This is a genomic window from Streptomyces sp. NPDC020489, assembly GCF_044386545.1.
GTDB lineage: Bacteria > Actinomycetota > Actinomycetes > Streptomycetales > Streptomycetaceae > Streptomyces.
In genome coordinates, this window is the sequence record NZ_JBIRUZ010000002.1 from 682,267 (window position 1) to 708,200 (window position 25,934).

The following is a 25,934-nucleotide window of genomic DNA, read 5'->3' on the forward strand; positions in this document are numbered from 1 at the left end:
CCCGGGAAACCTCCCGGGCCCTTCCCCTGCCGTGGTGCGCCTATCGCGGGTCCGCGGCGAACCCCGCGAGGCTGGTGGAGACGGGCTCTGGTCGGCCGTTGTTCTGCACGGGCGCCGCGGTGAGCACGTCGAGGTGCTGGTAGCCGTCGGCGACCACGGGATGCAGGTCGGCCGGGACCCGGCCGGCGAGCAGTCCGTCGCCCGCGAGCACCGTCAGGGTCGGGTTGGCGGTGAGTCCGCCGGGATGCACGACGAGCTTCTTCACCTGCGGGGAGGTCGCCAGTTGCAGGTCGGTGACGAGCTTGGTCGGGAAGTACTGCTCGGTGAAGTCCAGCGGCTGCTCGGCCAGGCTCCGGGCCAGCTCCTGGATGTCGGTGACCTCCTTGCCCGCGGCGGTGAACGGCGTGCCGTCGGCCGACCGGTACCCGGGGTCGTCGGCGTCCCCGACACGGTCGAAGTTGCGCCATGTGTAGAGCGGCCCCCGGGGGCGGTCCGGGATGGCCTTGTACTCGGTGCCGTACAGCCCGGGCCGCGACTGGTCCCCGTTGGCCACGGGGAAGTTCTTGTCGGCGAGCGGTCCCCCGTCGAAGAATCCGACACTGCTCTGGAGGAAGGCGAGCGGCACGGAGTGGTCGTCCATCAGCGACCCGAGCACCGCCTCGTTGGTGAGCCGGAAGTCCTTCACGCTCGGTGTGCCGGTGACGAAGGTGGCGGTGTCCTTGGAGAACAGGAAGCGGTTGGTGGCGTCGATGTTCAGACCGGAGGGCAGATAGCGGGGCAGGTCGGCCTCGGCGCCCGGGCCGCGCAGGGCGCCGAGACCGGCGATCGCGAGGAGCGTCATGGTCTCGGGGTTGAGCAGGACCGGCGCGGACAGCGAGCGGGGCAGCACTCCGCTGTCGAGCCCGGCCTGGACCACCCCGTGACCGAGGCCGATGTCGGGCAGGTTGACGTCGTCCGGCAGGTTGCCGCTGAGGTCGGCGAGCGAGGTGGAGACGGTGGTGTCGAGGGCGAAGTAGCCCGCGCACTGGTTGTACCCGGCGTCGGCCGTGGTCCGCGGGTTCCCGTCGAAGTCGGCGGCCGCGAAGTAGCCGGTGACGACCCCGCCCAGCGAATGCCCGCCGCACAGCACCTTCCGCTTGCGCAGCGTCTGGCCCGGCAGCTCGGCCGCGAGCAGGTCGTACTGGTCGCGGACGGTCTGCTCGATGCCGAGCCCCGCCATCCACCCCAACTGCCCGTTGCCCACGAAGCCGTCGAAGGTCCGGCCCGCGACCTGCTTGCCGCGGTAGTAGTAGTCGACGGCCGCGTGCTGGTCGCCCGAGGCGATCCCGGTGCGGTCCTCCAGACAGTTGGAGCGCCGGTCCAGCGCCCAGAACTCGATGTGCCGGCCCTGTGCGGCGGCCGCCGCCACGGTGTTGCGGGCGACGCTGTCGAAGGCCCCGGCGCCCTCCAGGATGCCCGGCTGGGCGATCAGGATCCGGTCCGCGTCGACGGAGGCTGCCGGACCGCCGACCGCGCGGTAGCGCAGATACGACAGCCAGTCGCACGCCGCCGGACGGGCGCCGGCCGACGCCGGCAACGGCACCCGTACCCGCACCACCGACTCGCGCACCCCGGTGATCGGCGAGCTCGACACCACCGGCGTCTCGGTCCGCGCCCCGTCCGCCCGGGCGCCGGAGGCCGCCGCCGTGAGCGTCCCCGCGGTCAGCAGCACCGACAGCGCGGCACAGCGCCACGCCCTTCCCTTCCTTCTGCGAATCATGTCCATGCCATGGACGCTAGGAGGCGGGTGGCACCTCCCTCAGGCAGTGCTGGCAGGAACTCAGTTTTCCGCCGCGGCCTTGTCATCCGGGCACAGCGCCACCCTCCCGGGCGGCGCTTCACGCCGGTTGCAGATACCGGGCCAGCAGGTCGTCCAGCGTCACCATGCCCGTCAGCGCCCCGCTCTCGTCGCGTACGACCGCGAGCGAGGCACGGTTGCGGCGGAGCAGCTCGATGGCGTCGGCGACCGTGGTGCCGTGGGTCAGCTCCGGCACCGGGCGGGCCAGGACACGGGCGTTCGTGGCGCGAGCCTGGGCGCGGGCGACGAGGGCGTCGCGCGCGTGGACGGAGCCGAGCACCCGACCCTGCCCGCCCTCCTCCCGTACGAGAAGGCGGGTGCGGTCGTGCTCGGCGGCGCGGCGCAGGATGTCGTCGATGCCCGCGTCGCCGTCCACCGAGGTGATCTCCGCGGCCGGGACCTGGAGTTCGCCGACGGGGGTCTCGGGCTCGACGAGCGAGCGGGTGAGCAGCTCCGAGTCGCTCTCGCTGATCAGGCCCAGCCGCTCAGACTCCTCGACGAGGTGCGTGAGTTGCTCCCGGTTGTGGACCGAGGCGAGCTCGTCGCGCGGGGTGACCCGGCACAGCCGTACCAGGGCGTTGCTGATCTTGTTAAGCACCGCGATCAGCGGCCGGACCGCCTTGACCACGGCCCGGAAGGGCGGGGCGAGGAGCATGGCGGAGTGCTCGGGGTGGGCGATGGCCCAGGACTTGGGGGCCATCTCGCCGACCACCATGTGCAGGAACACCACGACGGCCATCGCGAAGACGAAGGCGATGCCGTAGCTGAGGGCGCTGGGCAGGCCCAGGTCGTGCAGCAGCGGATCGAGTCGGTGGGAGATGGCGGGCTTGGAGACCGAGCCCAGACCCAGGGTGCAGACGGTGATGCCGAGTTGGGCGCCGGCCAGCATCAGCGACAGCTCGCGCATACCGGCCAGGGCCGCCTTGGCTCCGCGCTGTCCCTGGGCGGCGGCCTTCTCCATGCGGTGTCGCTTGGCGGCGACCAGAGCGAACTCGGCCGCCACGAAGAACCCGCTGCCGATCAGCAGCAGCACGGTGACGAAGAGCGCCATCGGGAAGCTCATGACCGCTCCTTGTGGATCCGGACCCGCTCCGGCACATGCCGGTCCAGGGTGCGTACGACGATGACCGCGCTGCCGCCGTCGGTCAGTTCGACCGTCAGCCGGTCGCCGATGGCCGGGAAGCGGCCCAGCCGGTCCACGATCAGGCCGGCGACGGTGTCGTAGTCGTCGTCCTCGGGCAGCTCGACGCCGGTGGCGTCGGCGACCTCGTCCAGGCGGCGGCCCGCGTCGACCAGCCAGCCCGTGCCGTCCGCGACGGCGACCTCGATGACCGTGTCGGTCTCGTCGGCGATGTCGCCGACCAGTTCCTCGGCGATGTCCTCGTAGGTGACGATGCCGGCGACGCCGCCGTGCTCGTCGAGGACCACCGCGAACTCGTCGTCCCCCTCGCGCATCTGCTCCACGGCGTCCGGCAGCGGGAGGGTGTCGGGCAGCAGCAGCGGACGCCGGGCCAGCGCGCCCGCGGTCGTGGCGGCCAGCATCGCGGCGGGCAGCCGCGTCAGCTCGCGCACCCCGACGACGCCCGGGACGTCGTCCGGGTGGTCGCCGAGGACGGGGTAGGTGGAGTGGCCGTGCTTGGCGATCAGGTCGACGGCCTCGGCGGCGGTGGCGTCCTTGCGGACGAAGACGGCGTCGACGCGCGGCACCATGACCTCGTCCAGGGTCCGCTCGGAGAACTCCAGTGCGTGGTCGATGAGTTCGGCCGTCTCCTTGGGCAGCTCGCCCTGTTCGTGGGACTCGCCGATGAGATGGCCGAGTTCCTCCAGGGTCGCGCCGTGGTGCAGTTCCTCGACGGGCTCGATGCCGACCTTGCGCAGCAGCCGGTTGGCCGCGCCGTCGAAGACCCGGACGAGCGGTCCGACGACCTTGAGGTACGCCAGCGTGGAGCCGGCCAGTGACTTCGCCAGCCGCTCCGGCACGGCGATCGCGAGGTTCTTGGGGGCCAGCTCGCCGAGCACCATCTGGACGACGGTGGCCAGGACGAAGGCGAGGGTCACGGAGATCCCGCCGACGGCGCCCTCGGGGATGCCGATGCCGGTCAGGGCGGGCTCGAGGAGCGCGGAGACGGACGGCTCGGCGATGAAGCCGACGACCAGGCCGGTGACGGTGATGCCGAGCTGGGCGCCCGACAGCATGAAGGACAGCCGCTCCAGCACCGTCAGGGCGCGGGCGGCCCTTCGGTCACCCGCTTCCGCCTCACGGGCGAGCGCGAGCCGGTCCACGGAGACGTAGGCGAACTCCTGGGCCACGAAGTAGCCGGTGCCGGCGGTGAGGACGAAGACGGCCAGCAGGCCGAGCAGGGCGTTCACGACACTCATCGGCGTGTCGACCGAGAGGGGGCGCCCTGTCCGGTGCCGCGATCACGCTCGGCGAGGCGGGGTGGCCCGGGACTGTGCCCCGGGGAGTCCGTCGATGTGGCGGACACGTCTTGCTCCTTCAGTTGATGTGCGGTGGGAGAACGAACGGAGCGGGCGGGCAGTTCCCCGAGGAGACCTCCGAGAAGCACTGGGAGCCGGCCCTCCGTCCGCCTGTTTCCACGTTGGTGCAGATCGTAGGCGGTTCGGTCGCCCCCGTCGCTCCTGCCCGTCCGAGCAGGTCACGAACCGCGGAGGTACGCTGCCCGCCTGGCCGGGATCGCCTGCGACTTCGGCGTCACCGTTCGATCCGGAGGGACCCCGATGTTCGGAATGAGCGAGCTCGCCGTCATCCTGCTCGTCGTCATCGCCGCGCTCGCGGCCAAGAAGCTCCCCGAACTGGCCCGCTCGGCGGGCAAGTCGGCGCGCATCCTGAAGGCGGAGAAGCGCGCCATGCGGGAAGAGGCGGCCGGAGAAACGGCGCCCCCTCGGGTGATCCAGGGCGAGGTGGTCACCGACGCCGGGCAGCGGCGCTCCCCCGGCGGCGGTGCGGGCGGGTCATGAGAACAGGGTGGCCAGGTCCGGCTTCTGGTCGCCGAACAGACCGTCCTGCTCACTGAGGCCGGCCAACTTCTCCAGGGAGGCCATGTCGACCTCGGTGGGCCAGCCGGGGAGGATGAGCTTCTTCAGGACGTCGCCGCTGATCTTGGTGTAGGTGGTCAGGGTCTGCCGGGCCTCGTCCGGGTGCGCGGAGGCGTACCGCAGCGACTCGGCCATCGCCTCGGCGAACCTCTTCACCAGGTCAGGGTCCCGCTGTGCGAGCTGGGTCGAGGTGAAGTACGTCGCTACGGTGAGCCGCGGGTCCGTCTCGGCGAACGGTGAGGCCACGACACGGGCACCCTGGGCCTTGGCGACGGTCTGCGCGGGCTCGCCCATCCAGGCGGCGTCCACCCTCCCGTCGTCCACGGCGGCCGGCATCTGGTCGAACGGGATCTCGACGAACTTCAGCTTCGAGGGATCACCGCCGGCCTTGCGGACCGACTCGCGCACGGTGGTGGAGCCGATGTTCTGCAGCGTGTTGACCGCCACGGTCCGTCCGGCCAGGTCCTTGGCCGTCTTGACGGGGCTGTCCTTCCTGACCATCACGGCGGTCACGTCGGCGCCCACCTTGCCGTTGGAGGCGGCGCCGTTGGCGACGGACTTGACGGGCACCTTCTTGACCTGGGCGACCATGAGCGAGGTCGTGTTGCTGAACCCGAACTCGAACTGGCCGCTCACGACCCCGGGGATGATCGCGGCACCGCCCTGGGCGGCAATCATTTCCACCTTGATGCCGCGGCTGCTGAAGAAGCCCTTCTGCTGCCCCAGATAGAGCGGGGCGACGTCGACGATCGGCACGATGCCGACCTTCACCGTGGTGGTCCCGCCGCCGCCCGTGGTCGACGGACCGCTCGTCCCCGAGTCCGAGGAGCCGCATCCGGCCACACCGACGAGGACGATCAGCGCTGCGCCAAGCCCGAGTACGCGCCTTCGCATGGGCTCCTCCAGGGGGAAGGGGTGGGGAAGAGACCACGGCTGCCCTGGTGCGTGGTGCGGCTCGACAGCCCGGCTTATTTTGTGCGTTTTCGAGACGGCCGCAATCTACACGCCCTACTTCGCGCTGTCAGTACCCCGGACAAGGGTGGTGCGCCCGGCTCCCGGCGCGGGGCGACGGGCGGGTCCCTGGCACGGGTCGTCCGACGGCTCCTTGGCACGGGTCGCCCGGCGGGTCCCGGCGAGGGGCGTCCGGCGGATCCCGACAACGGTCGCCCGACGGCTCCCTGAGACCGGACGTCCGGCGGGTCCCGGCGCGGGGCGACCGGCGGCTCCCGGCAACCGTCGTCGGGCGGCTCCCCGAGACCGGTCGTCAGGCGACCCTCGGCGAGGACCGTCGACCCCGCCAGACCCGCCGGCCAGGTCAGTCCGTCACCAACGGCAGCGCCGTGAACGTGTGCCGCTCCCACAGGCGGCGCGAGGCCTCCTCCGGGTATACGGCCACCGTCGGTTCCTCGTCGAGGAGTTGGACGAGACGGCGCTCGGGGTCGTAGGCGGGCCAGCCCGGATCGCCCGTGGTGGCGAACGCGGCCCAGGCGGAGCGCACATGGGCGGAGAGCGCCTCGGTCGCGGGCGTGGGAGTGGGTCCGATCAGCATCGCGCCGAGTCCGTTGCCGTCGAACACACCGAAGGTCAGGGGGACGTCCAGACCGTGACAGGCGCCGAGCGCGCCACCGTTCGCGGGGGCTGTCCAGGTGAGGTCGTAGACGTGTGCGCGGCCTCCGCCGGCCACCTGCGCCTCGGCCAGACGCAGGGACGGCATGCGGAACAGCCAGTCGGACTGCACGAGTTCGAAGAGCTGCTCCGCGCCGGCGTCCGGGAAGGTGGCCCGATAGGCCTGTTCGGCGTCCGGCGCCGGACCGAACAGGCGCAGGGCCAGCGAGCACAGTTCCTCGTCCACGCGGCCGAGGAGCCCGCCGAGCAGGAGGAACAGGCGGTACTCGTCGCGGTTGTGCCCGACGATCAGCTCCACGTCCGCGGCCGCGCCGCCCGCCAGGGCCTCCCAGGGCGCGGTGGGCAGCACCTCGCCGTCCACCACCGGCGAGAAGGGCGTCGGGGTGAGCGCGACCGCGCCCCAGCGCGGCAGGTACTCGCGCATCCGGGCGGTCAGGATCGCCCCCGCCTCGGGCAGCTTGCGCGGGTCCACACCGGCCAGGTCCGCCACGCCGGGCCGCAGTCCGATCCCGCCGGCGAGGGCCTCGGCGATGTCGGCGGCGAGCGAGTCCGAGAAGTACGTGCCCGGCACGCTCTGGGCGATGGCCCGCCGGAACAGGCCCCGCGCCCTCGGCATGGCCATCAGGGCGGCGAGGGACCCCGCGCCCGCCGACTCGCCGAAAACGGTGACCTGCTCCGGGTCTCCCCCGAAGGCGGTGATGTTCTCACGCACCCACTCCAGCGCCGCGACCTGGTCGAGCAGACCTCGGTTGGCGGGAGCGCCCTCCATGCGCAGGAAGCCCTCGACACCGACCCGGTAGTTGAGGGTGACCACGACGAGCCCACCCTCGCTCGCCAGACGGGCGCCGTCGTAGGCACGGTCGTCGGAGGAACCGAACTTGTAGGCGCCGCCGTAGAGCCACACCATCACCGGGCGGCGTGCCGCCGGGTCGGCGTCCGGGGTCCAGATGTTCACGGTCAGCCAGTCGTCACCGGCCGCGGCGTGCCCGGGTGCCTCGGGACCCATCGGCTCCTGCGGCGGAGGCGGACCGAACGCGAAGGCGTCCCGCACCCCGTCCCACCGGTCCACAGGCCGCGGGGCCGCGAAGCGGGCGTCGCCCACCGGAGGCTGCGCGTAGGGGATGCCGCGGAACACCGACAGGGCACCCTCCCGGCGGCCGCGTACGGGACCCGCCGCCGGCGCGGCCTCGGGAAACTCGGTTCTGCTCATCGACGACTCCTCAAGGGCTCAGCGCGACACTGCGGTGAAAACTAGTCCACTCTGCGAACAAAAGTCATCCCCTGCTCTCACCATGCTGGCCGCGCGACGCCTCACCCCGCGGCGGAACACCGTGACTCCGTCCGGATCGCCAAGGAAATGGTTCGGCTTTGTACAGAAGGCCGCGATCCGCGCCACGGCCGGACCGAGATCCCGGTGGGCCCGCGCCGAGAGCGGGTCCGCCTCCGGAGCGGAGCCGGCCGCGGAGGAGGACCGTACAGGACTGGGGAAGGCTCACACGTGTGACGCGGTGCGCGGGACGTGCGGGCGCGCATCAACCGTTCCGGCGCCACTAACAGCACACACAGGAGTCACACATGTGAGCCGCTCCCGTCGCGCGTGCGCACGCGAGCGCCATCATGTGTCGGAAGTGGGCGGTGTCCTGCGTCCATGACCTTTGTCCACACAGAACGCTTCGACGTGGGTACCATGCGCGAACGTCGTCCTTATGCAAGGGGAGTGAACGGTTGTGTCCAGCCAGTCAGCCGCCACGCTCCGATCGCGGTACGTCACACAGGCCGCGGCGGACCTGGAGGAAAACCGTCAGCTGCAACAGCAGCTGACGGAAAGGATCTCCGTGTTGAAACAGGAGGAGTCCCTCCTGCTGGACATCCTCAAACTCGCGGAGCAGTACGAGGGTTCCGGGAACGCGTCCCCACTGCCCGAGCAACGTCAGGACGAGCCCGCCGCCCCGAAGGCGGCGAAGGCCGCCGCGAAGACGGCCCAGCCCCCTGCCGCGAACGCCGGCGAAGCCGCGAAGACGGCTGCGCAGGCCGGTGCGAAGACCGACGCCAAACCCGACGTCAAGACCGACCCCAAACCTGACGTCAAGACCGACGTCAAGACTGGCGCCAAACCCGACACCAAACCCGGTGCCAAGACTGGCGCCAAACCCGACGCCAAGACCGGCACCAAAGCCGGTGCCAAGACCGGCGCCAGGAAGAAGCCGGGGCAGCCTCTCCTCAGCGACCTCCTGACGGAGCTGCTCGGCCGGTACGAGGAGCCGCGTCTGGCGAAGGAGTTGCGGGACGAACTCATCGAGAAGCACCCCGACCGCGATCCCACACCGCAGGTCGTGCGCAACACCCTTGAGTCCCTGGTCGCCAAGGGCCGTATCCGCCGCCACAAGCAGCAGCGTTCCGTCATGTACACCCTGGTCGACCAGGACAGCTCCGGCTGACGTCTCCGCGAGACTCAGGGACGACGGTCCGCGACCCGGCTCCGACACCCCGGCCACCGGCGACCCGGTGGGCACCACGCCTCGCCGTCGAAGAAGCCCCGACCGCACCACGATCGTGCTCTTCAGCCACAGCGGGCGCGTCGGCCTGGTCGAGGCCGATCCCCGCCACGACGGCCGTCCACCCCTGCCGTGCGTCACTCCACGGGCGCCCCGACCCGCAGCCCCCGCCGCATGGCGCCGATCGCTTCGCTGGTCATGCGCCTGCTGACGTCCGCGTCCTGGATCGCCGTGGAGGCATGGAACGTGCCGGGGAACAGGTGCAGTTCGGTCGGGACGCCGGCCCGGACGAGTCGGTGGGCGTAGTCCAGCGCCTCGTCGCGCAGGGGGTCGAACTCGCAGACGGACACATAGGCGGGCGGCAGTGCGGCGAGGTCGTCGGCGCGGGCGGGCGCGGCATGGCACGAGACGTCCGCGCCGCCCCGTACGCCGGGACCGCCGAGGTAGTGGTCCCAGAACGACTCCGCGTCGCACCTGCGCAGCCCGGGAGTGTCGGTGAACGTGTGCATCGACGGCGTCCGGAGCCGGTCGTCCAGGACCGGCATCCCCAGATACTGGAAGCACGGCACCGGCCCGCCCCGGTCCCGTGACAGCAACGACAGGGCCGCCGCGAGCCCACCGCCCGCGCTGTCCCCGCCCACCCCGATCCGGGTGGGGTCCACACCCAGCTCGGCGGCGTGTTTGACGGTCCACTCCAACGCGGCGTAGCCGTCCTCCAGGCCCGCCGGGAACGGGTGCTCGGGGGCCAGCCGGTACTCCACGGAGACCACGACAGCGCCCGTCTCCGCGGCGAACAGGGTGCAGCCCCCGTGCGCGAGGGCGACGTTGCCCAGGCAGAACCCGCCGCCGTGCAGGTAGACCAGCGCGGACCGGGGCGCCTGGCCGATCTGCGGTGTGTAGATCCGTACCGGTACATCGTCCGCCCCGTCCGGACCGGGCGCCGTCGAGTCCCGTACGTCCACGGGGACCGACAGCTCGCGCTCGGGCATCTGGGTGAGGATCTCGGACTCCAGGGCGCGAGCCGCGACGACGTCGTCGAAGGGCAGGGCGGGGAGCAGCTCCACCCAGGGGGCCAGCTCGGGGTCAAAGGCGTAGGGCATGTGATGTCGACTTCCCTCGGCTGGTCTTTCGAACCCGGCGCCCGACCGTAACCGATCGCCCGGTCGACCGACGTCCACCGCGGCACAGCCGCCCGGCGGGAAGTCGCCCCGTCGTCCATGGGGACCGCCGACCGGCGAGGACGCTGCCCCGCCGGTCGGCCGACCGCGGTCCCGGTCAGGCGGTCGTGCAGGCGCTGCCGTTCAGCGTGAACGCGCTCGGAGCGGTGTTGGTCGCGCCCTTGGTGCCGATGAAGCCGACGGTGACCGAACCGGCGGCGGGGATGGTGGAGGTGTAGGACGCCGGGGTGACGCTCACCGCGGCGCCGGTCTGGGTGGGTGTGCCGCCCCACATGTTGGAGACGGTCTGGCCGTTGGCGAAGGAGAAGCCCAGCGTCCAGCCGCTGATGGCGGCCGTGCCGGTGTTGCGAATGGTGATCTCGCCCTGGAAGCCGCCCTGCCAGTCGCCGACGACGCGGTAGCCGACGGAGCAGGTGCCGGCGGGGGCGTCAGCGGTGGTGACGTTCACCGTGGCGGAACGGGAGGAACGGTTGCCAGCCGCGTCACGGGCGTAGACGGCGAAGGTGTACGTCGTCTTGGCGGTGAGGCCGGAGAGCGTGACCGAGTTGGTGGTGGAGGCGGCGACCTTCGTCTCGGTGCCGCCGCTGATCCGCACCACGTCGTAGCCGGCGACACCCACGTTGTCGGTCGAGGCGGCCCAGCCGAGCTTGGCCGAGGTGGCCGTGACGGCGGAGGCGGTCGGGGTGCCGGGGGCGGTGGGCGCCTGGGTGTCGCCCGGGGTGCCGCCGTAGATCGTCGCTTCCTTGGACGTCTGGGCGATGCCGTTGACACCGTGGAAGATACGCTGCCCCCAGGCGCTCAGCCGGCTGGGGTCGAAGTCGATCGACAGGTCGAGAACGGGGTCGGTGTTGCCGCTCCAGGACCAGGCGAGGTAGCCGAGGTCGAGCTGCTCGGCGGTGGCCAGCATCGTGTCCTCGTCCGGGTCGCCCCACTGGTCGGCGGGACCGCCGAACTCGCCGATGACGAGCGGGAGTTTGGCGGTGACGAAGGCGTTGAGGTAGTCGTTGATCTCCGCCGCGGTGTCGAAGACGCTGTACATGTGGATCGAGAAGATCAGGTTGCCGGTGGTGTCGGCGTCGTACACGGACCGGGCGTTGGCACGCATGACGCCCTGCCAGTCCTGGCCCCAGTTGGGGGCGTCCACCATGATCGTGTGCTCGAAGCCGGCACTGCGCATCTTCTTGATCGCGGCGATGGTGGGGGCGGTCCAGCCCGCCGGGTCGGTGTTGCCCCAGGGCTCGTTGCCGATGTTGATGATGATGTAGTTCTCCTGGCCCGCGAGCACGTTCTTCAGGCCGATCCAGTAGTCGGCCGCCTGGTCGAGGGTGCCGGCGGCGGCATCCTCGCCGTACCCGGTGGTGTCGTGGACCTCCAGGACACAGATGAGCCGGTTGGCCTTGCACTGGTTGACAACGTTGGCAACGTCCGCGGCGCTGTTGGCGCTCCAGCGGTGACCGTCGGCGAGGACGACACGGACCGTGTTGGCGCCGAGCGCCTTGACGTCGGCCAGTGACTGCAGTTCACCCGGGTACCAGGTGTGGGCGTGGTTGACGCCGCGCATCACGAAGTCGTTGCCGTTGCCCTCGACCAGCCTGCCGTTGCTGATGTGCAGGCCGGTGGCCTGGGTGCCCGGCGGCTCGGCCTGGGCCTGGGCGGCGGCGGGGCACAGGGCGCCCACCACGACAAGGCCGAGCAGGACGGTCACCAGACGGGCCAGGAGGCTCATGGTCGTCGTGCTTCTTGTTCTTCTCGCTGTCGTGCTTCTTGTTCTTCTCACTGCGACTCCAAGGAGTGAGCGCCAAGAAACTCAGGCTCGGGAAGGGAGGGACGAACTGAGGTTGGGAGCGCTCCCATGAAGCCACCACGTCAAGTACACGTCAATAGAAAGCGCATGCACAGTTGGAGCCCGGCCGCGCCGACGGCACTCGATCAGGAGCAGCACCCCTCGCCCGGCACCGCGTCGAGCCGGCAGAAGCAGGAGGCCGCGATCGGTACGTCCGCCAGCGCGACGGCGATCTTCAACTGCTGCGCCACGATCCGCGCCTCACCCGCCTTGCCGAGCCGGACCAGGCACTCGTGGAAGCCGTGCAACGCCCACACGTTGCCGGGGTGTTGGAGAGCACGCGGCAGGGCGTCGTCCAGCCCGAGGTCGGCCCGGTAGACGGCCTCGGCCTCCACGACCCGCCCCTGCTCCAGGAGCAGGGCGCCGTAGGCGTGCCGGGTGGGTTGCATCCAGCCCCACGGCTCGTCGTAGGGCAGGGTGTCGTCGAGGGCGATGGACCGCTCCAGCGCGGCGAAGGCGGCGTCGACGTTCCCCTTGCGGTACTCGAGTTCGCCGTCGAGCATCGCCGACGCGATGGCGAGGATGTCGACGCAGGTGTTGTTGAACAGCGTGCGGGTCTCCTGCACCCGGGCCACCGCCGCCCGGAACGACCGGCGTTCGGCCTCGGCCTCCTCGACCCGGCCGGTGGCCGAGAGGGCGACACCACGGGCGTAGTGGAGCATCGCGGTCGTGACGCTGTACAGCTCCGGGTCGGTGGGCAGGGGCAGTCGGAGGATGTCGGACCAGCGGCCGAAGCGGATGAGCACATGGACCCGCATGGCGAGGAAGCCCTCCAGCCAGTCGGCCATGGGCGGGCTCTGCACGCGGAGCAGTTCCTCCGGGATCGAGGCCTCCAGCTCCGCGGCGGCCTCCAGGGCGACGCGGGACTGGCCGAGGAACATGGCACCGTAGATCTTGAAGTGGTAGTCGTGCGAGCGGTACAGGGTGTAGAAGTTCATCGCCCCGGCCCGCGCGCGGAACTTCTCGTCGGCGACGATCGCGGCGCTGTTGTCCGAGACGACCCGCCGGTAGTCGCCGCACAGGACGTCCAGGTGGGAGGGCATGTGCTGGAGATGGCCGGCGTCGGGGACCAGTCCGCGCAGCCGGTCGGCGACCGGCAGGGCCACCTCGGGAGTCGGGGACATCTCCATCAGGTGGATGTACAGGTGCAGGACGCCCGGGTGCGACAGGCCCTCGTCCGTGGCGACCGCCCGGTCGAGCACGGCCTTGGCCTCCAGCGTGCGGGCTCCCTCCTCCGGCTCACCCGTCCTGAGGTTCCACAGCCGCCAGGGCGTCAGGTTCATCAGGGCGTCGGCGTACAGGGCGGCCACGTCGAGGTCGTCCGGAGCGAGTTCGTGGACGGCGCGCATGCGGTCCGCGTACGGCGCGTTCCACACCGAGCAGTCCTCGACGGCCCGCGCCTGCGGGTAGCGGGCGCGCAGCGCGTCGATCAGTGCCCGCTCGACGGGCGTCGCCCCCGCCTGCGCCTTCTCGTGCGCGCGTGCCACCGCGGCATGGGTGCGCTCGACGGTCCGCACGAGGTCCTCGCCGTCGAAGAACTCCCACGGCTTGTTGTAGTTGGGGCCGAGTGCGTACGCGAGGCCCCAGTACGCCATGGCGCAGTCGGGGTCTGCCGCGGCGGCGGCCTCGAAGCAGGCGACGGCCTCCTCGTGATGAAAGCCGTACGTCCACACCAGCCCCCGGTCGAACCAGAGTTGGGCCTCCGGGGACGTCGTGGTGACGGTACGGGTGTGGGTGCCGAGGTCGTAGTCGTACTGCATGCGATCCCCTCGCCGACGCGCTGAGAACCGTGACGTTACCGGGTGTACCGCACCCGACACACCGAACGGTCGGGAACGTCAGCGGTGTTCGGGGGGCCGCCCGATCCGCGATCGAGGTACGAGGGGCCGGGTCCCGCTTTCTCGCCGTGGGCGAGGCCGCCACGGCCGTCTTCCCCGGCGAAGGTGACGGGGGTAAGGCGCGCGGCGGCGTCCCGCGCGCCCCGGCCAGTCCGCCCGCGACGCGCGCCCCGTCGTCTTACGGAGTGATGACGTGCCGCGCCGGTCGGGGCGTTCGTCGCGGTCACGGACCTAGCGTGGCCCCATGCGTGTACTGGTCACCGGCGGTGCCGGATTCATCGGGTCCCATGTCATCGACGCGCTGCGGGCGCACGGGCACGAGCCGGTCGTCTACGACGTGCGGGAGGACCCCACCGCCGACGTACGCGACCCCGCGGCCGTCACCCGTGCGCTGGCGGGCGTGGACGCGGTCTGTCACCAGGCGGCGATGGTGGGGCTCGGAAACGGTGTCGCGGACGCGGCGGACTACATCTCCCACAACGACCTCGGCACCGCCGTCCTGCTCACCGCCATGGCCGACGCGGGCGTCCGGCGCCTGGTCCTGGCCGGGTCGATGGTCGTGTACGGGGAGGGCCGGTACGCGTGTCCGCGGCACGGTGTGGTGCGGCCGGGACCGCGGGTCGTCGCCGACCTGTCCGCGGGCCGCTTCGAACCGCCCTGCCCCCGCTGCGGGGCCGCCCTCTCCCCCGGGTTGGTCGGGGAGGACGCCCCCGTCGACCCCCGCAACGTCTACGCCACGACCAAGCTCGCCCAGGAGCACCTGGCCGGCGCCTGGGCTCGGGTGACCGGCTGTCGGGCCGTGTCGCTGCGGTACCACAACGTGTACGGCCCTCGCATGCCGCGCGACACCCCGTACGCCGGCGTCGCCTCCTTCTTCCGGTCCGCGCTGGCCCGGGGCGAGGCGCCGCGCGTCTTCGAGGACGGCCGGCAGCTGCGGGACTTCGTGCACGTACGGGACGTCGCCGCCGCCAACGTGGCCGCGCTGGAGAACGGCGGGCCGACCGGTGTGCTGACGGTGTACAACACCGGCAGCGGTGAGCCGCGCACCGTGGGCGAGATGGCGAGGGCTCTCGCCGCCGCGACCGGCGGACCCGAACCCGTGGTCACCGGTGAGTACCGGCTCGGGGACGTCCGGCACATCACGGCGGACTCCGCCCGGCTGCGCGCCGAACTGGGCTGGAAACCCCAGGTCCGCCTCGAGGACGGCATGCGGGAGTTCGCCGAGGAGTGACCGGCGGGGCCAGGCGTGGCCGGGGCGGCGTCACGCCCGGGCAGCGTGAGGGCGAGCCCCGGGCCGGACACCGCGGGCCCCGTCCCCGTCCGGTCCCCTCCTCACACCGGTGCCACCGGCAGGGTCACCTCGAAGCGGCAGCCGCCCGGGATGTTGCGGACCGTGGCCCGGCCCTGGTGGGCTTCCACGATGCCGCGCACGATGGCGAGGCCGAGGCCCGCGCCGGCGGGTGGGGTGCGGGCGTGGGTGCCGCGCCAGCCGGTGTCGAAGACGCGGGGCAGGTCCGTCTCGGGGATTCCGCCGCAGCCGTCCGTCACGGACACCACGACGCCGTCCGGCGACAGTTCGGCGGCGACGGCCACCGTTCCGTCGGCGGGGGTGCGGCGAATGGCGTTCACGAGGAGGTTGCCGAGCACCCGGCTCATCTCCTTGCCGTCGACCTCGACCGGCACCGCCTCCACCCGGTCGCCGACCAGCCGTACCCCGTGTTCGCGGGCGAGCGGGTCCGCGCCCGCGAGGGCGTCCCCGATCAGGTCGTAGAGGGAGATCCGGGCGCAGCTCAGGGGCAGGGTGCCGGCGTGGATGCGGGACAGTTCGAAGAGGTCGGTGACCATGTCGTTGAGGCGCTCGACCTCGGTGCGGATCTGCCTGAGGTAGCGGTCGGGGTCGGTGGCGACGCCGTCCTCCAGCGCCTCGGACATCGCGCGCAGTCCGGCCAGCGGGGTGCGCAGATCGTGCGAGATCCAGGCGACCAGCTCGCGCCGGGAGGTCTCCAACGCCCTCTCCCGGTCACGGGATTCAGCGAGCTTGGCGCTGGTGACCGCCAACTCCCTGCTGAGCGCCTCCAGTTCGGCGGTGGCAGGCCCGTCGGGGGCGGTGAAGGCGCCGCCGTCGCCGAAGGAGCGGGCCGCGCGGGCGAGTTCACGGCTGCGGGCGACGACCCAGCGGCCCAGGATCAGCGCGGTGAGCAGGGAGACCACGGCGGCCATCGCCACGACCGTCGTCACGACGCTCAGGTCGTGCGGGGACAGGAACATCGCCTGCGCCACGGCCAGGGTGCCCGCGAGCATCGCGGTCACGGCGACCGCGGCCACCACGGTGAGGGAGGCGGTGAGCGAGCGGCGGCGCAGCAGCCACAGGGTGCCGGCGCCGAGGAGTCCGGCGGCGGCCGCGCCGAGGAAGGCGAAGAGGGCGATGAGCAGGGTGTCGCGCATGGTCACTCCCCCTCCGGCTCGAAGCGGTAGCCCACGCCCCACACGGTCTGGATCAGCCGGGGCCGGGCCGGGTCGTCCTCGACCTTGCCGCGCAGTCGGCGGACGTGGACGGTGACGGTGGACAGGTCACCGAAGTCCCAGCCCCACACCTCGCGCATCAGGTCCTCGCGGGCGTAGGCCTTGCCGGGGTTGCGCAGGAAGAAGGCGAGCAGGTCGAACTCGCGCAGGGTGAGCGCGAGTTCGGCTCCGTTCTTGGTGGCGCGGCGGGCGCCGGCGTCGACGGACAGGCCGGCCGAGCCGAGCAGGCGGGTGCCGGTGGCGGGCCGGGTGCGGCGCAGGACCGACTCCACGCGCAGCACGAGTTCGCGCGGGCTGAACGGTTTGGTGACGTAGTCGTCGGCCCCGACCTCCAGGCCGAGGATGCGGTCGTCCTCGTCGCCGCGCGCGGTGAGCATGATGACCGGCACGGGCCCCTGGCCGCGCATCCTGCGGCAGACCTCCAGGCCGTCCATGCCCGGCAGCATGAGGTCCAGCACCACCAGGTCGGGCCAGTGCGCGGCGGCCCGGCTCAGGGCGGTGGGGCCGTCGTCGGCCCGGTCGACGAGGTACCCGGCCCGGTCGAGGTAGCCGGCGACGATCTCCGCGACCGTGGGGTCGTCGTCGACGACCAGGACCCGTCCGGCCGTGCCGCCGGATGCGTTGGACTGCTGCATGCCTCCAGCCTCGCACCGGGATCGCGCGGGCGTCGGTCCCAGGGCCTTCGGGGGCTCGGACGTCCGCGTTTCGTAAGGAGGCGAAGCCCGGTATGCCCGGTTCGCGTTCGTAGGGTGAAAGCCGTGACCACCGAAGCGGACGTTGATGTCGTCCTTCCCTGTCTCAACGAGGCCGAGGCGCTCCCCTGGGTGCTGGCCCGTGTCCCGTCCGGCTGGCGGGCCCTGGTCGTGGACAACGGCTCCACGGACGGCTCGGCGGACGTCGCCCGCGCGCTCGGCGCGACCGTCGTGCACGAACCGCGCCGGGGTTTCGGCGCCGCCTGCCATGCCGGGCTGACCGCGGCCACCGCGGACGTCGTCTGCTTCTGTGACTGCGACGCCTCCCTGGACCCGGCCCTGCTGGTGGCCTTCGTGGCCGAGGTCCGCGCCGGGACGGCCGACCTGGTGCTCGGCCGCAGGCGGCCGCTGGGCCGGGGTGCGTGGCCCGCGCATGCCCGGGCCGGGAACCTGGTCCTCGCCCGGCTGCTGCGCCGCCGCACCGGCCTGCGGCTGCACGACCTGGGGCCGCTGCGGGCCGCCCGCCGCGAGCCGCTGCTGGGCCTGGGGCTCACCGACCGCCGCAGCGGCTACCCCTTGCAGATGGTGGTGCGTGCCGCCGACGCGGGCTGGCGGGTCACCGAGCACGACGTGCCCTATCTGCCCCGCACCGGCGCCTCGAAGGTGACGGGCACCTGGCGTGGCACCTGGCAGGCGACCCGGGACATGAGCCGGGTCCTGGGCGAGGGGGTGTCCCGATGACCACCCTGCTCGTCATCGCCAAGGAGCCCCTGCCGGGCCGGGTGAAGACCCGCCTCACCCCGCCGTTCACCCCGCGGCAGGCGGCGGAGCTCGCGGCGGCCTCGCTGACCGACACCCTGCGGGCCGTGGCGGCGACCCCGGCCTCCCGGCGCGTGCTGGTCCTGGACGGCGCTCCGGGCCCGTGGCTGCCGCCCGGCTTCGACGTCGTACGACAGGGTCCGGGCGGTCTGGACGAGCGGCTCGCCGCGGCCTTCGCGCACTGCTGCGGGCCCGCCCTGCTGATCGGCATGGACACCCCGCAGGTGACGCCGGAGCTGCTGACGGTCGACTTCGCCGGCTGTGACGCGCGCTTCGGGGCGGCCGAGGACGGGGGTTTCTGGGCGCTGGGGCTGGCCGAGCCCGATCCGGGCCTGCTGCTGGGCGTTCCCATGTCGACGCCGGTCACCGGGGCCGTGCAGCGGCAGCGGCTGGTCGACGCGGGGTTGCGGGTGCGGGATCTGCCGCGGCTGCGGGACGTGGACACCGCGGACGACGCCCACGCGGTCGCTGCGCTGGCCCCGCACGGCCGGTTCGCCGCCCGGCTGGCCCGGTACGCCACGGCGGGGCACCGATGAGCACGACGGCCTGGGCCACGGCCGACCCCTACGCCACCGCCCTGCGCGCCGGCCGTGGCCCGCTGTTCCTGCGCCGCGCCGACGGCTGGCTGCTGCCGCTGGAGGTGGAGCGCTGGTGCGCCCGCGCCGACAGGGTCGACCGGGACGTGCTGGACCGCTGCGAGGGCACCGTCCTGGACGTCGGCTGCGGCCCCGGCCGGCTGGTGGCGGAACTCGCCGCCCGGGGACGTACGGCCCTCGGCATCGACGTCAGCGGCACGGCCGTCGACCACACCGTGCGGCTGGGCGGTCCGGCGCTGCGGCGCTCGGTGTTCGAGCCGCTCCCCGGCGAGGGCCGCTGGGGCACCGTGCTGCTCATGGACGGCAACGTCGGCATCGGCGGCGACCCCGGAGCGCTGCTGCACCGCATGTCGGAACTGCTCGCTCCCGGGGGCCTGTTGATCGCCGAGACCGCGCCGCTGGACATCGACGAGCGGGCCGAGGTGCAGGTCGTGGACGTCGTCCACACCGGGATGGCGGGCGGCACCTTCCCCTGGGCGCGGCTCGGCACGCCGGCCCTCCTCCGGTACGCGGACCGGGCGGGGTGGCGTGCCGTCGATCAGTGGGCGGCCGGTGCCCGGCGTTTCGTCCTCCTGCGCGACCGCAGCACCAGCAGCAGGGCCGAGGCCCCGAACAGCGCGGCGGTGATCAGCAGCCAGCGGGCCAGGAAGCCGTCCGGCGAGAGTCCGGTGGCCGACCGGTAACGCCGGGCCGTCATCCCGCTGATCAGCGGGAACCACACGAGGAGCAGCAGCCCTGACAGGACCGCCGGGACGCGGACGTACATCGCCCAGGTGCGGTGGCCGGCCGCGTCCAGCGCTCGGAGCGCCGCCCGGTCCGCCCCCGCGTACAGGGGCACCAGGACGAGGTCGTGCAGCAGCGCCGCTCCCACCCACCACAGCGCCACGCCGAACCAGTCGTCGGCGAGCAGCCGCACCCCCGCGTAGGCGGCGAGGGCGAACGAGGCGGCGAGCAGCAGGAGGTGGAAGGGGTCGCCGACAGGGATCCGCGGTCGCATCACAGGTCTCCGAAGGTCATCCGGGCCACCCATTTGGTGTTGAGCACACCGGGCGCGGCGGGCACGATGATCCGCGCGGGGTAGCCGTGGTCGGGGGACAGGTCCTCGCCGTTGACGTACAGGGCGAGCAGGGAGCGCGGGTCGGCGACCTGGTTGGCGCGCAGCGCCGCGCGGCGGAAGGAGCCGTGCAGTTGGAGGGAGTCCACCAGGACGTCCGGGGGGCCGTCCTCGTGACCCACCAGCGCGGCGAGGTCGCGCAGCCGGACCCCGCGCCACCGCTGGTCGGACGTCGACCAGCCCTCGACGCAGGCGATCGGCAACGCCGCGCCGTGCAAGGGGAGTCGGGCCAGGTCGGCGCGGCTGAGGCGGACGGTTCCGGAGCGTCCCGTCACGGTCAGGCGCCAGGCGTCCGCACCGGTGCGTGCCGCGTCGATCCCGGCGTAGGCGGCCGTCTTGTTGATCTGGAAGCCGTTCGGGCCGCTGCCGGGGTCGGGGCCGCCGTGAGGTGCGAGCAGGGCGGTGCGCCGCAGTGGGCCGTCGAAGGACTGACCGGCGGTGGTAGCGAACAGCAGCAGCGAACCGCCGCCGACCAGCCCCAGGGCACCTCGGCGCGAGACGGTCGGCGCGGCCGGGCGCGGGGAGACCAACTCGCTTGCCTGCACAGGGAGTTCGCCTCCCGCCTCCCGCATTCGGCGCAGATTGCGCAGCGCCGCCGGGGTCTTCAGCACGGCGTGGGCGACGAACGCGGAGAAGAACACCCAGGCGCCGTAGAAGTGCAAGGGGTAGAAGGAGCCCGGGAAGACGTAGTCCAGCTGGATGTTGAGGACGCCCGTCACGAACTCGAACAGCCCGCCGCCGACCAGCAACAGCAGGGAGAGCCGCTCCAGCGCGTGGCTGAGCGAGCGGGCCGGCGGCAGCGTGAACAGCTTCGGCACCACCGACCACAGCTTGGCCAGCAGGACGGGGATCAGGGTGACGCCGAGGGTGACGTGGACCCCCTGGTCGAGGCGGTAGAGCCAGTGCGGACGGGTCGGCCAGGAGAAGAGGTAGAAGCCGAGGAGCCCCTTGTCGGGGGTCTTGTCGTTCACCGCCGCCAGGTTCGGGTTGTAGGCGGCGTAGGAGACCAGACCCGTCACGAACAGCACCGTGATCCCGCCGAGGAGCACCACGCCGAGCACGGAGGTCAACCAGGGCCCGCGCAGGGGACTGCGCCAGAAGCCCGGCGAGGAAGGAGACCATGTCATGGCTCGACCGTAGGTCCGCACCGGCACCGGAAAGGGGCCACGACCCATGACGAAACGCTGACGTCCGGCCCGGACGGCGGTATCCACCCGGCTGCCCGGCCTAGCGTTCCGGTGTGAACCGCGCCCTCCTTCGCGATGTGTACGCCGCCCTGGCCGCCGCGCTGCTCGTCACCGCGGCCGTGCTCGTCGGCCACCGCATCCAGCACGCCCACCACACGTTGTTCGTCGACTGGCCCCCGCTGCTGGCGAACTGGGACCCCCATCCGGGTCCCGGTACCCCGGCCGCCGTCCTGGTGGCGGCGGCGACCGTGGCGTACGGGCCCGCACTGGCCGACCGCCTGCCCTGGCGGGCCCTGCTCGTGAGCGCCTGGGGGACGGCCACGGCCTGGATCCTCTCCCTCGCCCTCATCGACGGCTGGCACCGGGGCATCGCCGAACAGCTCACCACCCGCCAGGAGTACCTGCGCGTCGTGGACCGCTTCCACGACATCCCGGCCGCGCTGCGCGGCTTCACCGGCCACATCCTTCTCGACTCCCCCGACAACTGGCCCGCCCACGTCGCCGGACATCCCCCGGCCGCCACGCTCACCTTCGTCCTCCTCGACCGGCTCGGCCTGCGGGGCGGCGGCTGGGCGGGCATGTGGTGCGTCCTCGTCGGCGCCACGGCATGCGTGGCGGTGCTCGTCGCCGTCCGCGCGCTGGCGGAGGAGCGGCTCGCGCGGCGGGCGGCGCCCTTCCTGGTGCTGGCGCCGGCCGCGGTGTGGATGGGCACCTCGGCGGACGCGTACTTCGCGGCGGTCGCCGCCTGGGCCGTGGCCCTGCTGGCGCTCGCGGTCACGGGAGGCTCGCTGTGGTGGGGCGCCGGCTCCGGTCTGCTGTTCGGCCTCACCTGCTATCTCTCCTACGGCCTGACGCTCTTCGCCCTCCTGGGCGCGACGGTCCTGCTGCTCGGCCGGCGGGGCGTGCGGGAGCGGCCGGTGCTGTGGGTGCCGCTGCTCGCCGGGCTGGCCGTGGTGCCGGCCCTGTTCACGTTCGCCGGGTTCGACTGGTGGGAGGCGTACCGGCTGCTGGTCACCCGCTACCACCAGGGCGCCGGTGGCATCCGCCCGTACGGCTACTGGGTCTGGGCCAACCTGGCCTGCACGGTGCTGATCACGGGTCTGGCGACGGCGGCGGGGCTGCGGCGGGCCGGGGTCGTGCTGATCCGGCGCCGGGGCGGCACCCGCCTGGCCCTTCTCGTGGCCGCCGCCCTCCTCGCCCTGCTCGCCGCCGACCTGTCCGGCATGAGCAAGGCCGAGACCGAACGGATCTGGCTCCCCTTCGCCCTGTGGCTGCTCCCGGCCTGCGCGTTCCTCACCCGTCCGCGTGTCTGGCTGGCCGCACAGGGGGTGCTCGCCCTGCTGCTGAACCATCTCCTGCGCACCGGCTGGTGACCCGGAGCCACCGGGCCGAAATCCCGTTGCGGCCGGCGGTGGTCTGCCGGGAACCTGTCCCCCATGCCGTACCTCCTGCGCCCGGCCCTCGTCGCCGACGGTCCCGCCATCACCGAACTCCTCAACACCGTCGACGAGATCGAGATCGGCCGCCGCGAGACCGACCTGCCCACCGTGGAGGCCGACCTCAAGCGCCCCGACATCGATCTCGTGCGCGACTCCTGGCTGGCCTTCGACGGGGACCTGCTGGTGGCCTACGGGCTGCTGTGGGACGACTCGGGGTCGGAGCGCATCGACATCGACCACTACGTCCTGCCCGACCATCAGGAGGTCGGCGCACGACTCCTCGACGCCATGCAGACGCGGGCGCTCGAGAAGGCCCGTGCGAACGGCGCGGCCCGGGCCGTGGTGCATCTGCACCTCAACACCCGGCCCACGCTGGACACTTCGCTGATCGAGACCCGGGGCTGGCGGGTCGTGCGCCGCTACCACGTACTGCGACGGGCTCTGGACCCGGCGCAGGACCTCGTCCCGGAGCCGCCCGCCGGGGTGCGGATACGGCCCTGCACCACCGACGCCGACCGGGAGAGTGTCCACCGCCTCTACCAGGCGAGCTTCGCCGAGCACTTCGACTTCCAGCCGCGCACCTACGAGCAGTGGCTGCACGACGTCGACGCCGCGGCGCTCGACTGGTCCCTGGTGTGGATCGCCGGCACCGAGGAGACGGGGGACGCCGGGTTCCTGATCTCCCGCGACGACCGCGCGGCCATGGGGTGGATCCGCAGCATCGGGGTGCTCCGTGAGGCCCGCGGGCGGGGACTGGGCGGACTGCTCCTGCGGCACGCCTTCGCCGCGTTCGCCGGACGGGGGCGGGACACGGTGGGGCTGGGCGTGGACACGGCCAACGCCACGGGCGCTCCGGAGCTGTACGGGCGTAGCGGTATGACGCTGCACTACGCCGTGGACACCTGGGAAGTCATGCTCGACTGAGCGCGGCGCGCGGGTACTCGGCCCACGCCCTGGCCTCACGCGGCAGGCGGGAGGGCTACCAGAGGGCCCAGTGCCGCGGCAGGCCCCGGCGCGCCGCCCGGCACACCCCGTGACGGGCGAACGTTGCCTGCCCCGGCACTACCGTGCGGGCATGTCGGATTCCTCGGTGCGGCGCTTCTACGACGAACTCGCCGCCGACTACCACCTGATCTTCGCGGACTGGGACGCGAGCATGGCCCGTCAGGCGACGGTGCTGGACTCGCTCCTGCGTGGCCATCCGGGTCCCGGCTCACGGCGTGTGCTCGACTGCTCCTGCGGCATCGGCACCCAGGCGATCGGACTGGCCCGGGCCGGGCACCGCGTGGTCGGCGGCGACCTGAGTGCCCGGGCCGCCGCACGCGCCGCGACCGAGGCCGCCGCACGGGGGCTCGACCTGCCGGTCGCCGTCGCGGACATGCGGCAACTCCCCTTCGCCGACGCCGCGTTCGACGTCGTCCTCGCCGCCGACAACTCGCTGCCGCACCTGCTCCGCGAGCAGGACGTCACCGCGGCGTTGCGGAGCATGCGGCGGGTGCTGGGTGAGGACGGGCTGCTGGTGCTGACCGTCCGGGACTACGACGAGATCCTCGCGGTCCGGCCCTCCGCGCCACCGCCTCAGATCGCGGAGACGCCCGAGGGCCGGGTCATCACCCTTCAGCTGTGGCACTGGCACGACGACGGCGAACGCTACGACCTGGAGCACCTGCAACTGATCCCCGCGGGCGGCACGTGGACGGTCCGCACCCGCCGGACCACGTACTGGGCGCTGACCCGCGCCCGGCTCACGCGCTTCGTCGGCACTGCCGGGTTCACCGACGTCACCTGGCACACCCCGGAGGCCACGGGGTTCTATCAGCCGGTGCTCACCGCGCGGCGGGCCAGCAGATAGGCGCGGCGGGTCTCCACCTCGTGGGGGTAGTGGGTGCGCTCCAGACGCATCTCCACGGTGAACCCGGCCGCCTCCAGCAGCCCGGCGATGTGCGCGGGGTCCAGGAAGCGGAAGTCGACGTCCACCTCGTGCCCCCACCACTCGTCCAGGTGCCGGACCTCCTCGCCGATGTGGAAGGAGAGCAGCGCCAGGCCCGAGGGGCGCAGGACCCGTGCCATCTCCGCGAAGGCGCGGTGCAGTTCGGCGGGGTCGAGGTGGATGATCGTGTAGAGGGCGGTCACCGCCCCGAACTCGGCGTCCGCGGCGGGCAGTTCCAGCAGGTCCCCCTCGCGGAACTCCACCCGCGGGAACCGGCGCCGCCCTTCCGCGACCATGCCCGGCGACAGATCGATCCCGACGGTGCGCGCGCCCTGCTCGGTGAGGCGGGCCGCCACATGACCGGGGCCGCAGCCCAGGTCACCGATCACGGTCCCCTCTTCCGTCTGTTCCAGCAGGGCCGTGAGCAGCGCCTTGTCGAGCGGCTTGTCGTCGAGTTCGGCGTGCAGACGGTTCGCGTACTCCGCGGCGACGGTGTCGTAGCTGCGGCGGACGGCGTCGTGCTGCGCGTGATCACCCATGGGGCCAGCATGGCATGGCGCGTGGGCACGGCGGCTCCGGTCAGGTCATGAGCCCGGCCGCAAGGGTGGCGCCCAGGTCCCAGCAGGCCTCGACGGCGGCCTTGTCGGGCTCCCCGGTCACGGTCACGGCGTTCGCTGCGCGCCGCCAGCCGAGTCCGGTCGTGACCGACTCGATGCCCCGCACCGCGCCGGTGACGTCGTTGCCGCCGTGCACGTAGTAGCCGAAGGGCCGGCCCCGCGTCTCGTCCAGGCACGGGTAGTAGACCTGGTCGAAGAAGTGCTTCAGGGCGCCGGACATGTACCCGAGGTTCGCCGGGGTGCCCAGCAGGTAGCCGTCGGCGGCCAGTACGTCGGACGCGGTGGCCGCCAGCGCGGCCCGCCGCACCACCTGGACGCCCTCGATCTCCGGCGCCGTGGCACCGGAGACGACGGCCTCCAGCATCGCCTGGCAGTGGGGCGAGGGGGTGTGATGCACGATCAGCAAGGTAGCCACACCCCGAACCCTGCCGCCGGTCCCCCGTCCCGCGCAAACCGTGGCTACTTCTTGAGTTCTCCGGTGAAGATGGAGGTCTCGGACTCGTAGTCGGGGGCCACCTCGATCTGGAGGAACGTCTCCCCCTTGGGCAGTTCACAGCCCCAGGGAACGGAGAGCGAGCGGCCGGCGAGGATGCTGGTGTCGGGCAGGCCGTCGAGCCCGTCGTCGTAGACGGACTCGCCCTCCTTGCCCTCGTCGCCGTAGGCGCAGTTGACCGTCATCATGCCGGCGTCGACCTTCTTGCCGGAGTTGTTGACGATCTTGATGGTGAACTTGGCGTACGGGGTGTTCTCGGGCGAGGCGTAGTCGCTGGAGACCGCGCGGGACAGCTTCGACAGACTGATCTCGACGTCGTTGTCGTAGACGATCGTGTCGTCGAAGCCGTAGGAGTCGTCGCCCGCCTCCTCGGTGGGCTCGTCCGACGCGGTGTCCACGACCGTGTCCTCCGCGTCGGCCGGCACCGTCGTGGTGACGGTGACGGTCGGTGCCGCCTCGGCCTTGCCGTCGCCGTCGCGGGTGACGCTCGCGGTGACGGCGGCGGCGAGGACCGCGGCCACCACCGCGGCAGCGGCGGCCACGAGGACCGTGTTGGTCTTCCTGGGCGGCTGCGGCGGCGGCGGATAACCGGGCGCGGGCGGCGGGGTGTGGCCCGGCATGGGCGGTGGCGTGTTGTCGTGGTTCATGGT

At 72.4% G+C, this 25,934-nt stretch carries 23 protein-coding genes; 9 read left to right on the plus strand and 14 right to left on the minus strand.

All coding sequences use genetic code 11. The features are described from left to right. Nucleotides 1–40 precede the first annotated feature (40 nt). The 3 genes from ACH41F_RS06795 to ACH41F_RS06805 all read right to left on the minus strand — a co-directional run bounded on the left by ACH41F_RS06795 (nt 41) and on the right by ACH41F_RS06805 (nt 4,216). On the minus strand, nt 41–1,765 hold the full coding sequence (locus ACH41F_RS06795) for a hypothetical protein (RefSeq protein WP_398833525.1): 1,725 nt from the start codon (nt 1,763–1,765) through the stop codon (nt 41–43). A 112-nt stretch (nt 1,766–1,877) separates the two neighbouring features. After that, entirely contained in the window at nt 1,878–2,900 is a 1,023-nt protein-coding gene (locus tag ACH41F_RS06800; protein ID WP_391231991.1) for a CNNM domain-containing protein, read from the minus strand. Beyond that, nucleotides 2,897–4,216 (minus strand): hemolysin family protein, encoded by a 1,320-nt coding sequence (locus tag ACH41F_RS06805; RefSeq protein WP_398833527.1) that lies wholly within the window; start codon nt 4,214–4,216, stop codon nt 2,897–2,899. Before ACH41F_RS06805 ends, ACH41F_RS06800 begins: the two co-directional genes overlap by 4 nt. Before the next feature lie 360 nt (nt 4,217–4,576). On the opposite strand from ACH41F_RS06805, the gene ACH41F_RS06810 reads away from it, so the two are divergent. Beyond that, nucleotides 4,577–4,816 (plus strand): twin-arginine translocase TatA/TatE family subunit, encoded by a 240-nt coding sequence (locus tag ACH41F_RS06810; RefSeq protein ID WP_391231989.1) that lies wholly within the window; start codon nt 4,577–4,579, stop codon nt 4,814–4,816. On the opposite strand, the gene ACH41F_RS06815 is transcribed toward ACH41F_RS06810, so the two are convergent. Both ACH41F_RS06815 and ACH41F_RS06820 read right to left on the minus strand, forming a co-directional pair. Beyond that, a complete protein-coding gene (locus tag ACH41F_RS06815; RefSeq protein ID WP_398833529.1) occupies nt 4,811–5,788 on the minus strand; it encodes an ABC transporter substrate-binding protein in 978 nt (325 codons plus the stop codon). The two genes, ACH41F_RS06810 and ACH41F_RS06815, sit on opposite strands and share 6 nt — an antisense overlap. A gap of 421 nt (nt 5,789–6,209) precedes the next feature. Continuing rightward, nucleotides 6,210–7,730, minus strand: a complete 1,521-nt coding sequence (locus ACH41F_RS06820) for a carboxylesterase family protein (RefSeq protein ID WP_391231987.1) — start codon at nt 7,728–7,730, stop codon at nt 6,210–6,212. 517 nt (nt 7,731–8,247) lie between these two features. On the opposite strand from ACH41F_RS06820, the gene ACH41F_RS06825 reads away from it, so the two are divergent. Further along, complete coding sequence (locus tag ACH41F_RS06825; RefSeq protein WP_391231986.1) at nt 8,248–8,958, plus strand: hypothetical protein; 711 nt, start codon at nt 8,248–8,250, stop codon at nt 8,956–8,958. 194 nt (nt 8,959–9,152) lie between these two features. Here the strand turns inward: ACH41F_RS06825 and ACH41F_RS06830 are convergent, their stop codons facing one another. From ACH41F_RS06830 to ACH41F_RS06840, 3 genes are all read right to left on the minus strand, one after another. Continuing rightward, nucleotides 9,153–10,115 carry an alpha/beta hydrolase gene (locus tag ACH41F_RS06830; protein WP_398833532.1) on the minus strand — a complete coding sequence of 321 codons (963 nt, stop codon included), beginning with the start codon at nt 10,113–10,115 and terminating at the stop codon, nt 9,153–9,155. 175 nt (nt 10,116–10,290) lie between these two features. Beyond that, entirely contained in the window at nt 10,291–11,919 is a 1,629-nt protein-coding gene (locus ACH41F_RS06835; RefSeq protein WP_391231984.1) for a cellulase family glycosylhydrolase, read from the minus strand. Nucleotides 11,920–12,122: 203 nt separating this feature from the next. Beyond that, nucleotides 12,123–13,796, minus strand: a complete 1,674-nt coding sequence (locus tag ACH41F_RS06840) for a tetratricopeptide repeat protein (RefSeq protein WP_398833534.1) — start codon at nt 13,794–13,796, stop codon at nt 12,123–12,125. Nucleotides 13,797–14,118: 322 nt separating this feature from the next. On the opposite strand from ACH41F_RS06840, the gene ACH41F_RS06845 reads away from it, so the two are divergent. Then, nucleotides 14,119–15,105 (plus strand): NAD-dependent epimerase/dehydratase family protein, encoded by a 987-nt coding sequence (locus tag ACH41F_RS06845; protein WP_398833536.1) that lies wholly within the window; start codon nt 14,119–14,121, stop codon nt 15,103–15,105. Between the two features lie 101 nt (nt 15,106–15,206). On the opposite strand, the gene ACH41F_RS06850 is transcribed toward ACH41F_RS06845, so the two are convergent. After that, nucleotides 15,207–16,319, minus strand: coding sequence for an ATP-binding protein (locus ACH41F_RS06850; protein ID WP_391231979.1), 1,113 nt, complete (start codon nt 16,317–16,319; stop codon nt 15,207–15,209). A 2-nt stretch (nt 16,320–16,321) separates the two neighbouring features. After that, nucleotides 16,322–17,032, minus strand: coding sequence for a response regulator (locus ACH41F_RS06855; RefSeq protein WP_391231977.1), 711 nt, complete (start codon nt 17,030–17,032; stop codon nt 16,322–16,324). Nucleotides 17,033–17,146: 114 nt separating this feature from the next. Here ACH41F_RS06855 and ACH41F_RS06860 point away from each other — a divergent pair, with 114 nt between their 5' ends. From ACH41F_RS06860 to ACH41F_RS06870, 3 genes are read left to right on the plus strand one after another with little or no spacing between them, the layout of a single operon-like run. Beyond that, the gene (locus ACH41F_RS06860; RefSeq protein ID WP_391231976.1) at nt 17,147–17,830 is read left to right on the plus strand and encodes a glycosyltransferase; all 684 of its coding nucleotides are present in this window, start codon (nt 17,147–17,149) and stop codon (nt 17,828–17,830) included. Then, a complete protein-coding gene (locus tag ACH41F_RS06865; RefSeq protein ID WP_398833539.1) occupies nt 17,827–18,444 on the plus strand; it encodes a DUF2064 domain-containing protein in 618 nt (205 codons plus the stop codon). The genes ACH41F_RS06860 and ACH41F_RS06865 overlap by 4 nt, the downstream gene beginning before the upstream one ends. Further along, nucleotides 18,441–19,187 carry a class I SAM-dependent methyltransferase gene (locus tag ACH41F_RS06870; protein WP_398833541.1) on the plus strand — a complete coding sequence of 249 codons (747 nt, stop codon included), beginning with the start codon at nt 18,441–18,443 and terminating at the stop codon, nt 19,185–19,187. Before ACH41F_RS06865 ends, ACH41F_RS06870 begins: the two co-directional genes overlap by 4 nt. 313 nt (nt 19,188–19,500) lie before the next feature. Here the strand turns inward: ACH41F_RS06870 and ACH41F_RS06875 are convergent, their stop codons facing one another. Continuing rightward, the gene (locus tag ACH41F_RS06875) at nt 19,501–20,745 is read right to left on the minus strand and encodes a molybdopterin-dependent oxidoreductase (protein WP_398833543.1); all 1,245 of its coding nucleotides are present in this window, start codon (nt 20,743–20,745) and stop codon (nt 19,501–19,503) included. 113 nt (nt 20,746–20,858) lie between these two features. On the opposite strand from ACH41F_RS06875, the gene ACH41F_RS06880 reads away from it, so the two are divergent. The 3 genes from ACH41F_RS06880 to ACH41F_RS06890 all read left to right on the plus strand — a co-directional run bounded on the left by ACH41F_RS06880 (nt 20,859) and on the right by ACH41F_RS06890 (nt 24,096). After that, nucleotides 20,859–22,178, plus strand: coding sequence for a hypothetical protein (locus ACH41F_RS06880; RefSeq protein WP_398833545.1), 1,320 nt, complete (start codon nt 20,859–20,861; stop codon nt 22,176–22,178). Between the two features lie 63 nt (nt 22,179–22,241). Next, entirely contained in the window at nt 22,242–23,168 is a 927-nt protein-coding gene (locus tag ACH41F_RS06885) for a GNAT family N-acetyltransferase (protein ID WP_398833547.1), read from the plus strand. Between the two features lie 151 nt (nt 23,169–23,319). Then, nucleotides 23,320–24,096, plus strand: a complete 777-nt coding sequence (locus tag ACH41F_RS06890) for a methyltransferase domain-containing protein (protein ID WP_391231967.1) — start codon at nt 23,320–23,322, stop codon at nt 24,094–24,096. Here the strand turns inward: ACH41F_RS06890 and ACH41F_RS06895 are convergent. Genes ACH41F_RS06895 through ACH41F_RS06905 form a run of 3 tightly spaced genes read right to left on the minus strand, consistent with a single transcriptional unit; the run spans nt 24,060 to nt 25,931 of the window. Next, nucleotides 24,060–24,713 carry a methyltransferase domain-containing protein gene (locus ACH41F_RS06895; RefSeq protein WP_391231966.1) on the minus strand — a complete coding sequence of 218 codons (654 nt, stop codon included), beginning with the start codon at nt 24,711–24,713 and terminating at the stop codon, nt 24,060–24,062. The genes ACH41F_RS06890 and ACH41F_RS06895 overlap by 37 nt on opposite strands. A 40-nt stretch (nt 24,714–24,753) precedes the next feature. After that, a complete protein-coding gene (locus ACH41F_RS06900; protein ID WP_391231965.1) occupies nt 24,754–25,206 on the minus strand; it encodes an NAD(P)H-dependent oxidoreductase in 453 nt (150 codons plus the stop codon). 44 nt (nt 25,207–25,250) lie between these two features. Then, nucleotides 25,251–25,931, minus strand: a complete 681-nt coding sequence (locus ACH41F_RS06905) for a hypothetical protein (RefSeq protein WP_398833550.1) — start codon at nt 25,929–25,931, stop codon at nt 25,251–25,253. Nucleotides 25,932–25,934: the final 3 nt, after the last annotated feature.

Excerpts from the sequence above, each read along its gene's own strand:
- ACH41F_RS06810 (WP_391231989.1), top strand. The coding sequence starts at position 4,577 with ATGTTCGGAATGAGCGAGCTCGCCGTCATCCTGCTCGTCGTCATCGCC.
- ACH41F_RS06875 (WP_398833543.1), bottom strand. The coding sequence starts at position 20,745 with ATGACATGGTCTCCTTCCTCGCCGGGCTTCTGGCGCAGTCCCCTGCGC.
- ACH41F_RS06850 (WP_391231979.1), bottom strand. The coding sequence starts at position 16,319 with ATGCGCGACACCCTGCTCATCGCCCTCTTCGCCTTCCTCGGCGCGGCC.
- ACH41F_RS06890 (WP_391231967.1), top strand. The coding sequence starts at position 23,320 with ATGTCGGATTCCTCGGTGCGGCGCTTCTACGACGAACTCGCCGCCGAC.
- ACH41F_RS06805 (WP_398833527.1), bottom strand. The coding sequence starts at position 4,216 with ATGAGTGTCGTGAACGCCCTGCTCGGCCTGCTGGCCGTCTTCGTCCTC.
- ACH41F_RS06870 (WP_398833541.1), top strand. The coding sequence starts at position 18,441 with ATGAGCACGACGGCCTGGGCCACGGCCGACCCCTACGCCACCGCCCTG.
- ACH41F_RS06895 (WP_391231966.1), bottom strand. The coding sequence starts at position 24,713 with ATGGGTGATCACGCGCAGCACGACGCCGTCCGCCGCAGCTACGACACC.
- ACH41F_RS06800 (WP_391231991.1), bottom strand. The coding sequence starts at position 2,900 with ATGAGCTTCCCGATGGCGCTCTTCGTCACCGTGCTGCTGCTGATCGGC.
- ACH41F_RS06815 (WP_398833529.1), bottom strand. The coding sequence starts at position 5,788 with ATGCGAAGGCGCGTACTCGGGCTTGGCGCAGCGCTGATCGTCCTCGTC.
- ACH41F_RS06905 (WP_398833550.1), bottom strand. The coding sequence starts at position 25,931 with ATGAACCACGACAACACGCCACCGCCCATGCCGGGCCACACCCCGCCG.
- ACH41F_RS06820 (WP_391231987.1), bottom strand. The coding sequence starts at position 7,730 with ATGAGCAGAACCGAGTTTCCCGAGGCCGCGCCGGCGGCGGGTCCCGTA.
- ACH41F_RS06855 (WP_391231977.1), bottom strand. The coding sequence starts at position 17,032 with ATGCAGCAGTCCAACGCATCCGGCGGCACGGCCGGACGGGTCCTGGTC.
- ACH41F_RS06795 (WP_398833525.1), bottom strand. The coding sequence starts at position 1,765 with ATGGACATGATTCGCAGAAGGAAGGGAAGGGCGTGGCGCTGTGCCGCG.
- ACH41F_RS06845 (WP_398833536.1), top strand. The coding sequence starts at position 14,119 with ATGCGTGTACTGGTCACCGGCGGTGCCGGATTCATCGGGTCCCATGTC.
- ACH41F_RS06885 (WP_398833547.1), top strand. The coding sequence starts at position 22,242 with ATGCCGTACCTCCTGCGCCCGGCCCTCGTCGCCGACGGTCCCGCCATC.
- ACH41F_RS06865 (WP_398833539.1), top strand. The coding sequence starts at position 17,827 with ATGACCACCCTGCTCGTCATCGCCAAGGAGCCCCTGCCGGGCCGGGTG.
- ACH41F_RS06840 (WP_398833534.1), bottom strand. The coding sequence starts at position 13,796 with ATGCAGTACGACTACGACCTCGGCACCCACACCCGTACCGTCACCACG.
- ACH41F_RS06830 (WP_398833532.1), bottom strand. The coding sequence starts at position 10,115 with ATGCCCTACGCCTTTGACCCCGAGCTGGCCCCCTGGGTGGAGCTGCTC.
- ACH41F_RS06835 (WP_391231984.1), bottom strand. The coding sequence starts at position 11,919 with ATGAGCCTCCTGGCCCGTCTGGTGACCGTCCTGCTCGGCCTTGTCGTG.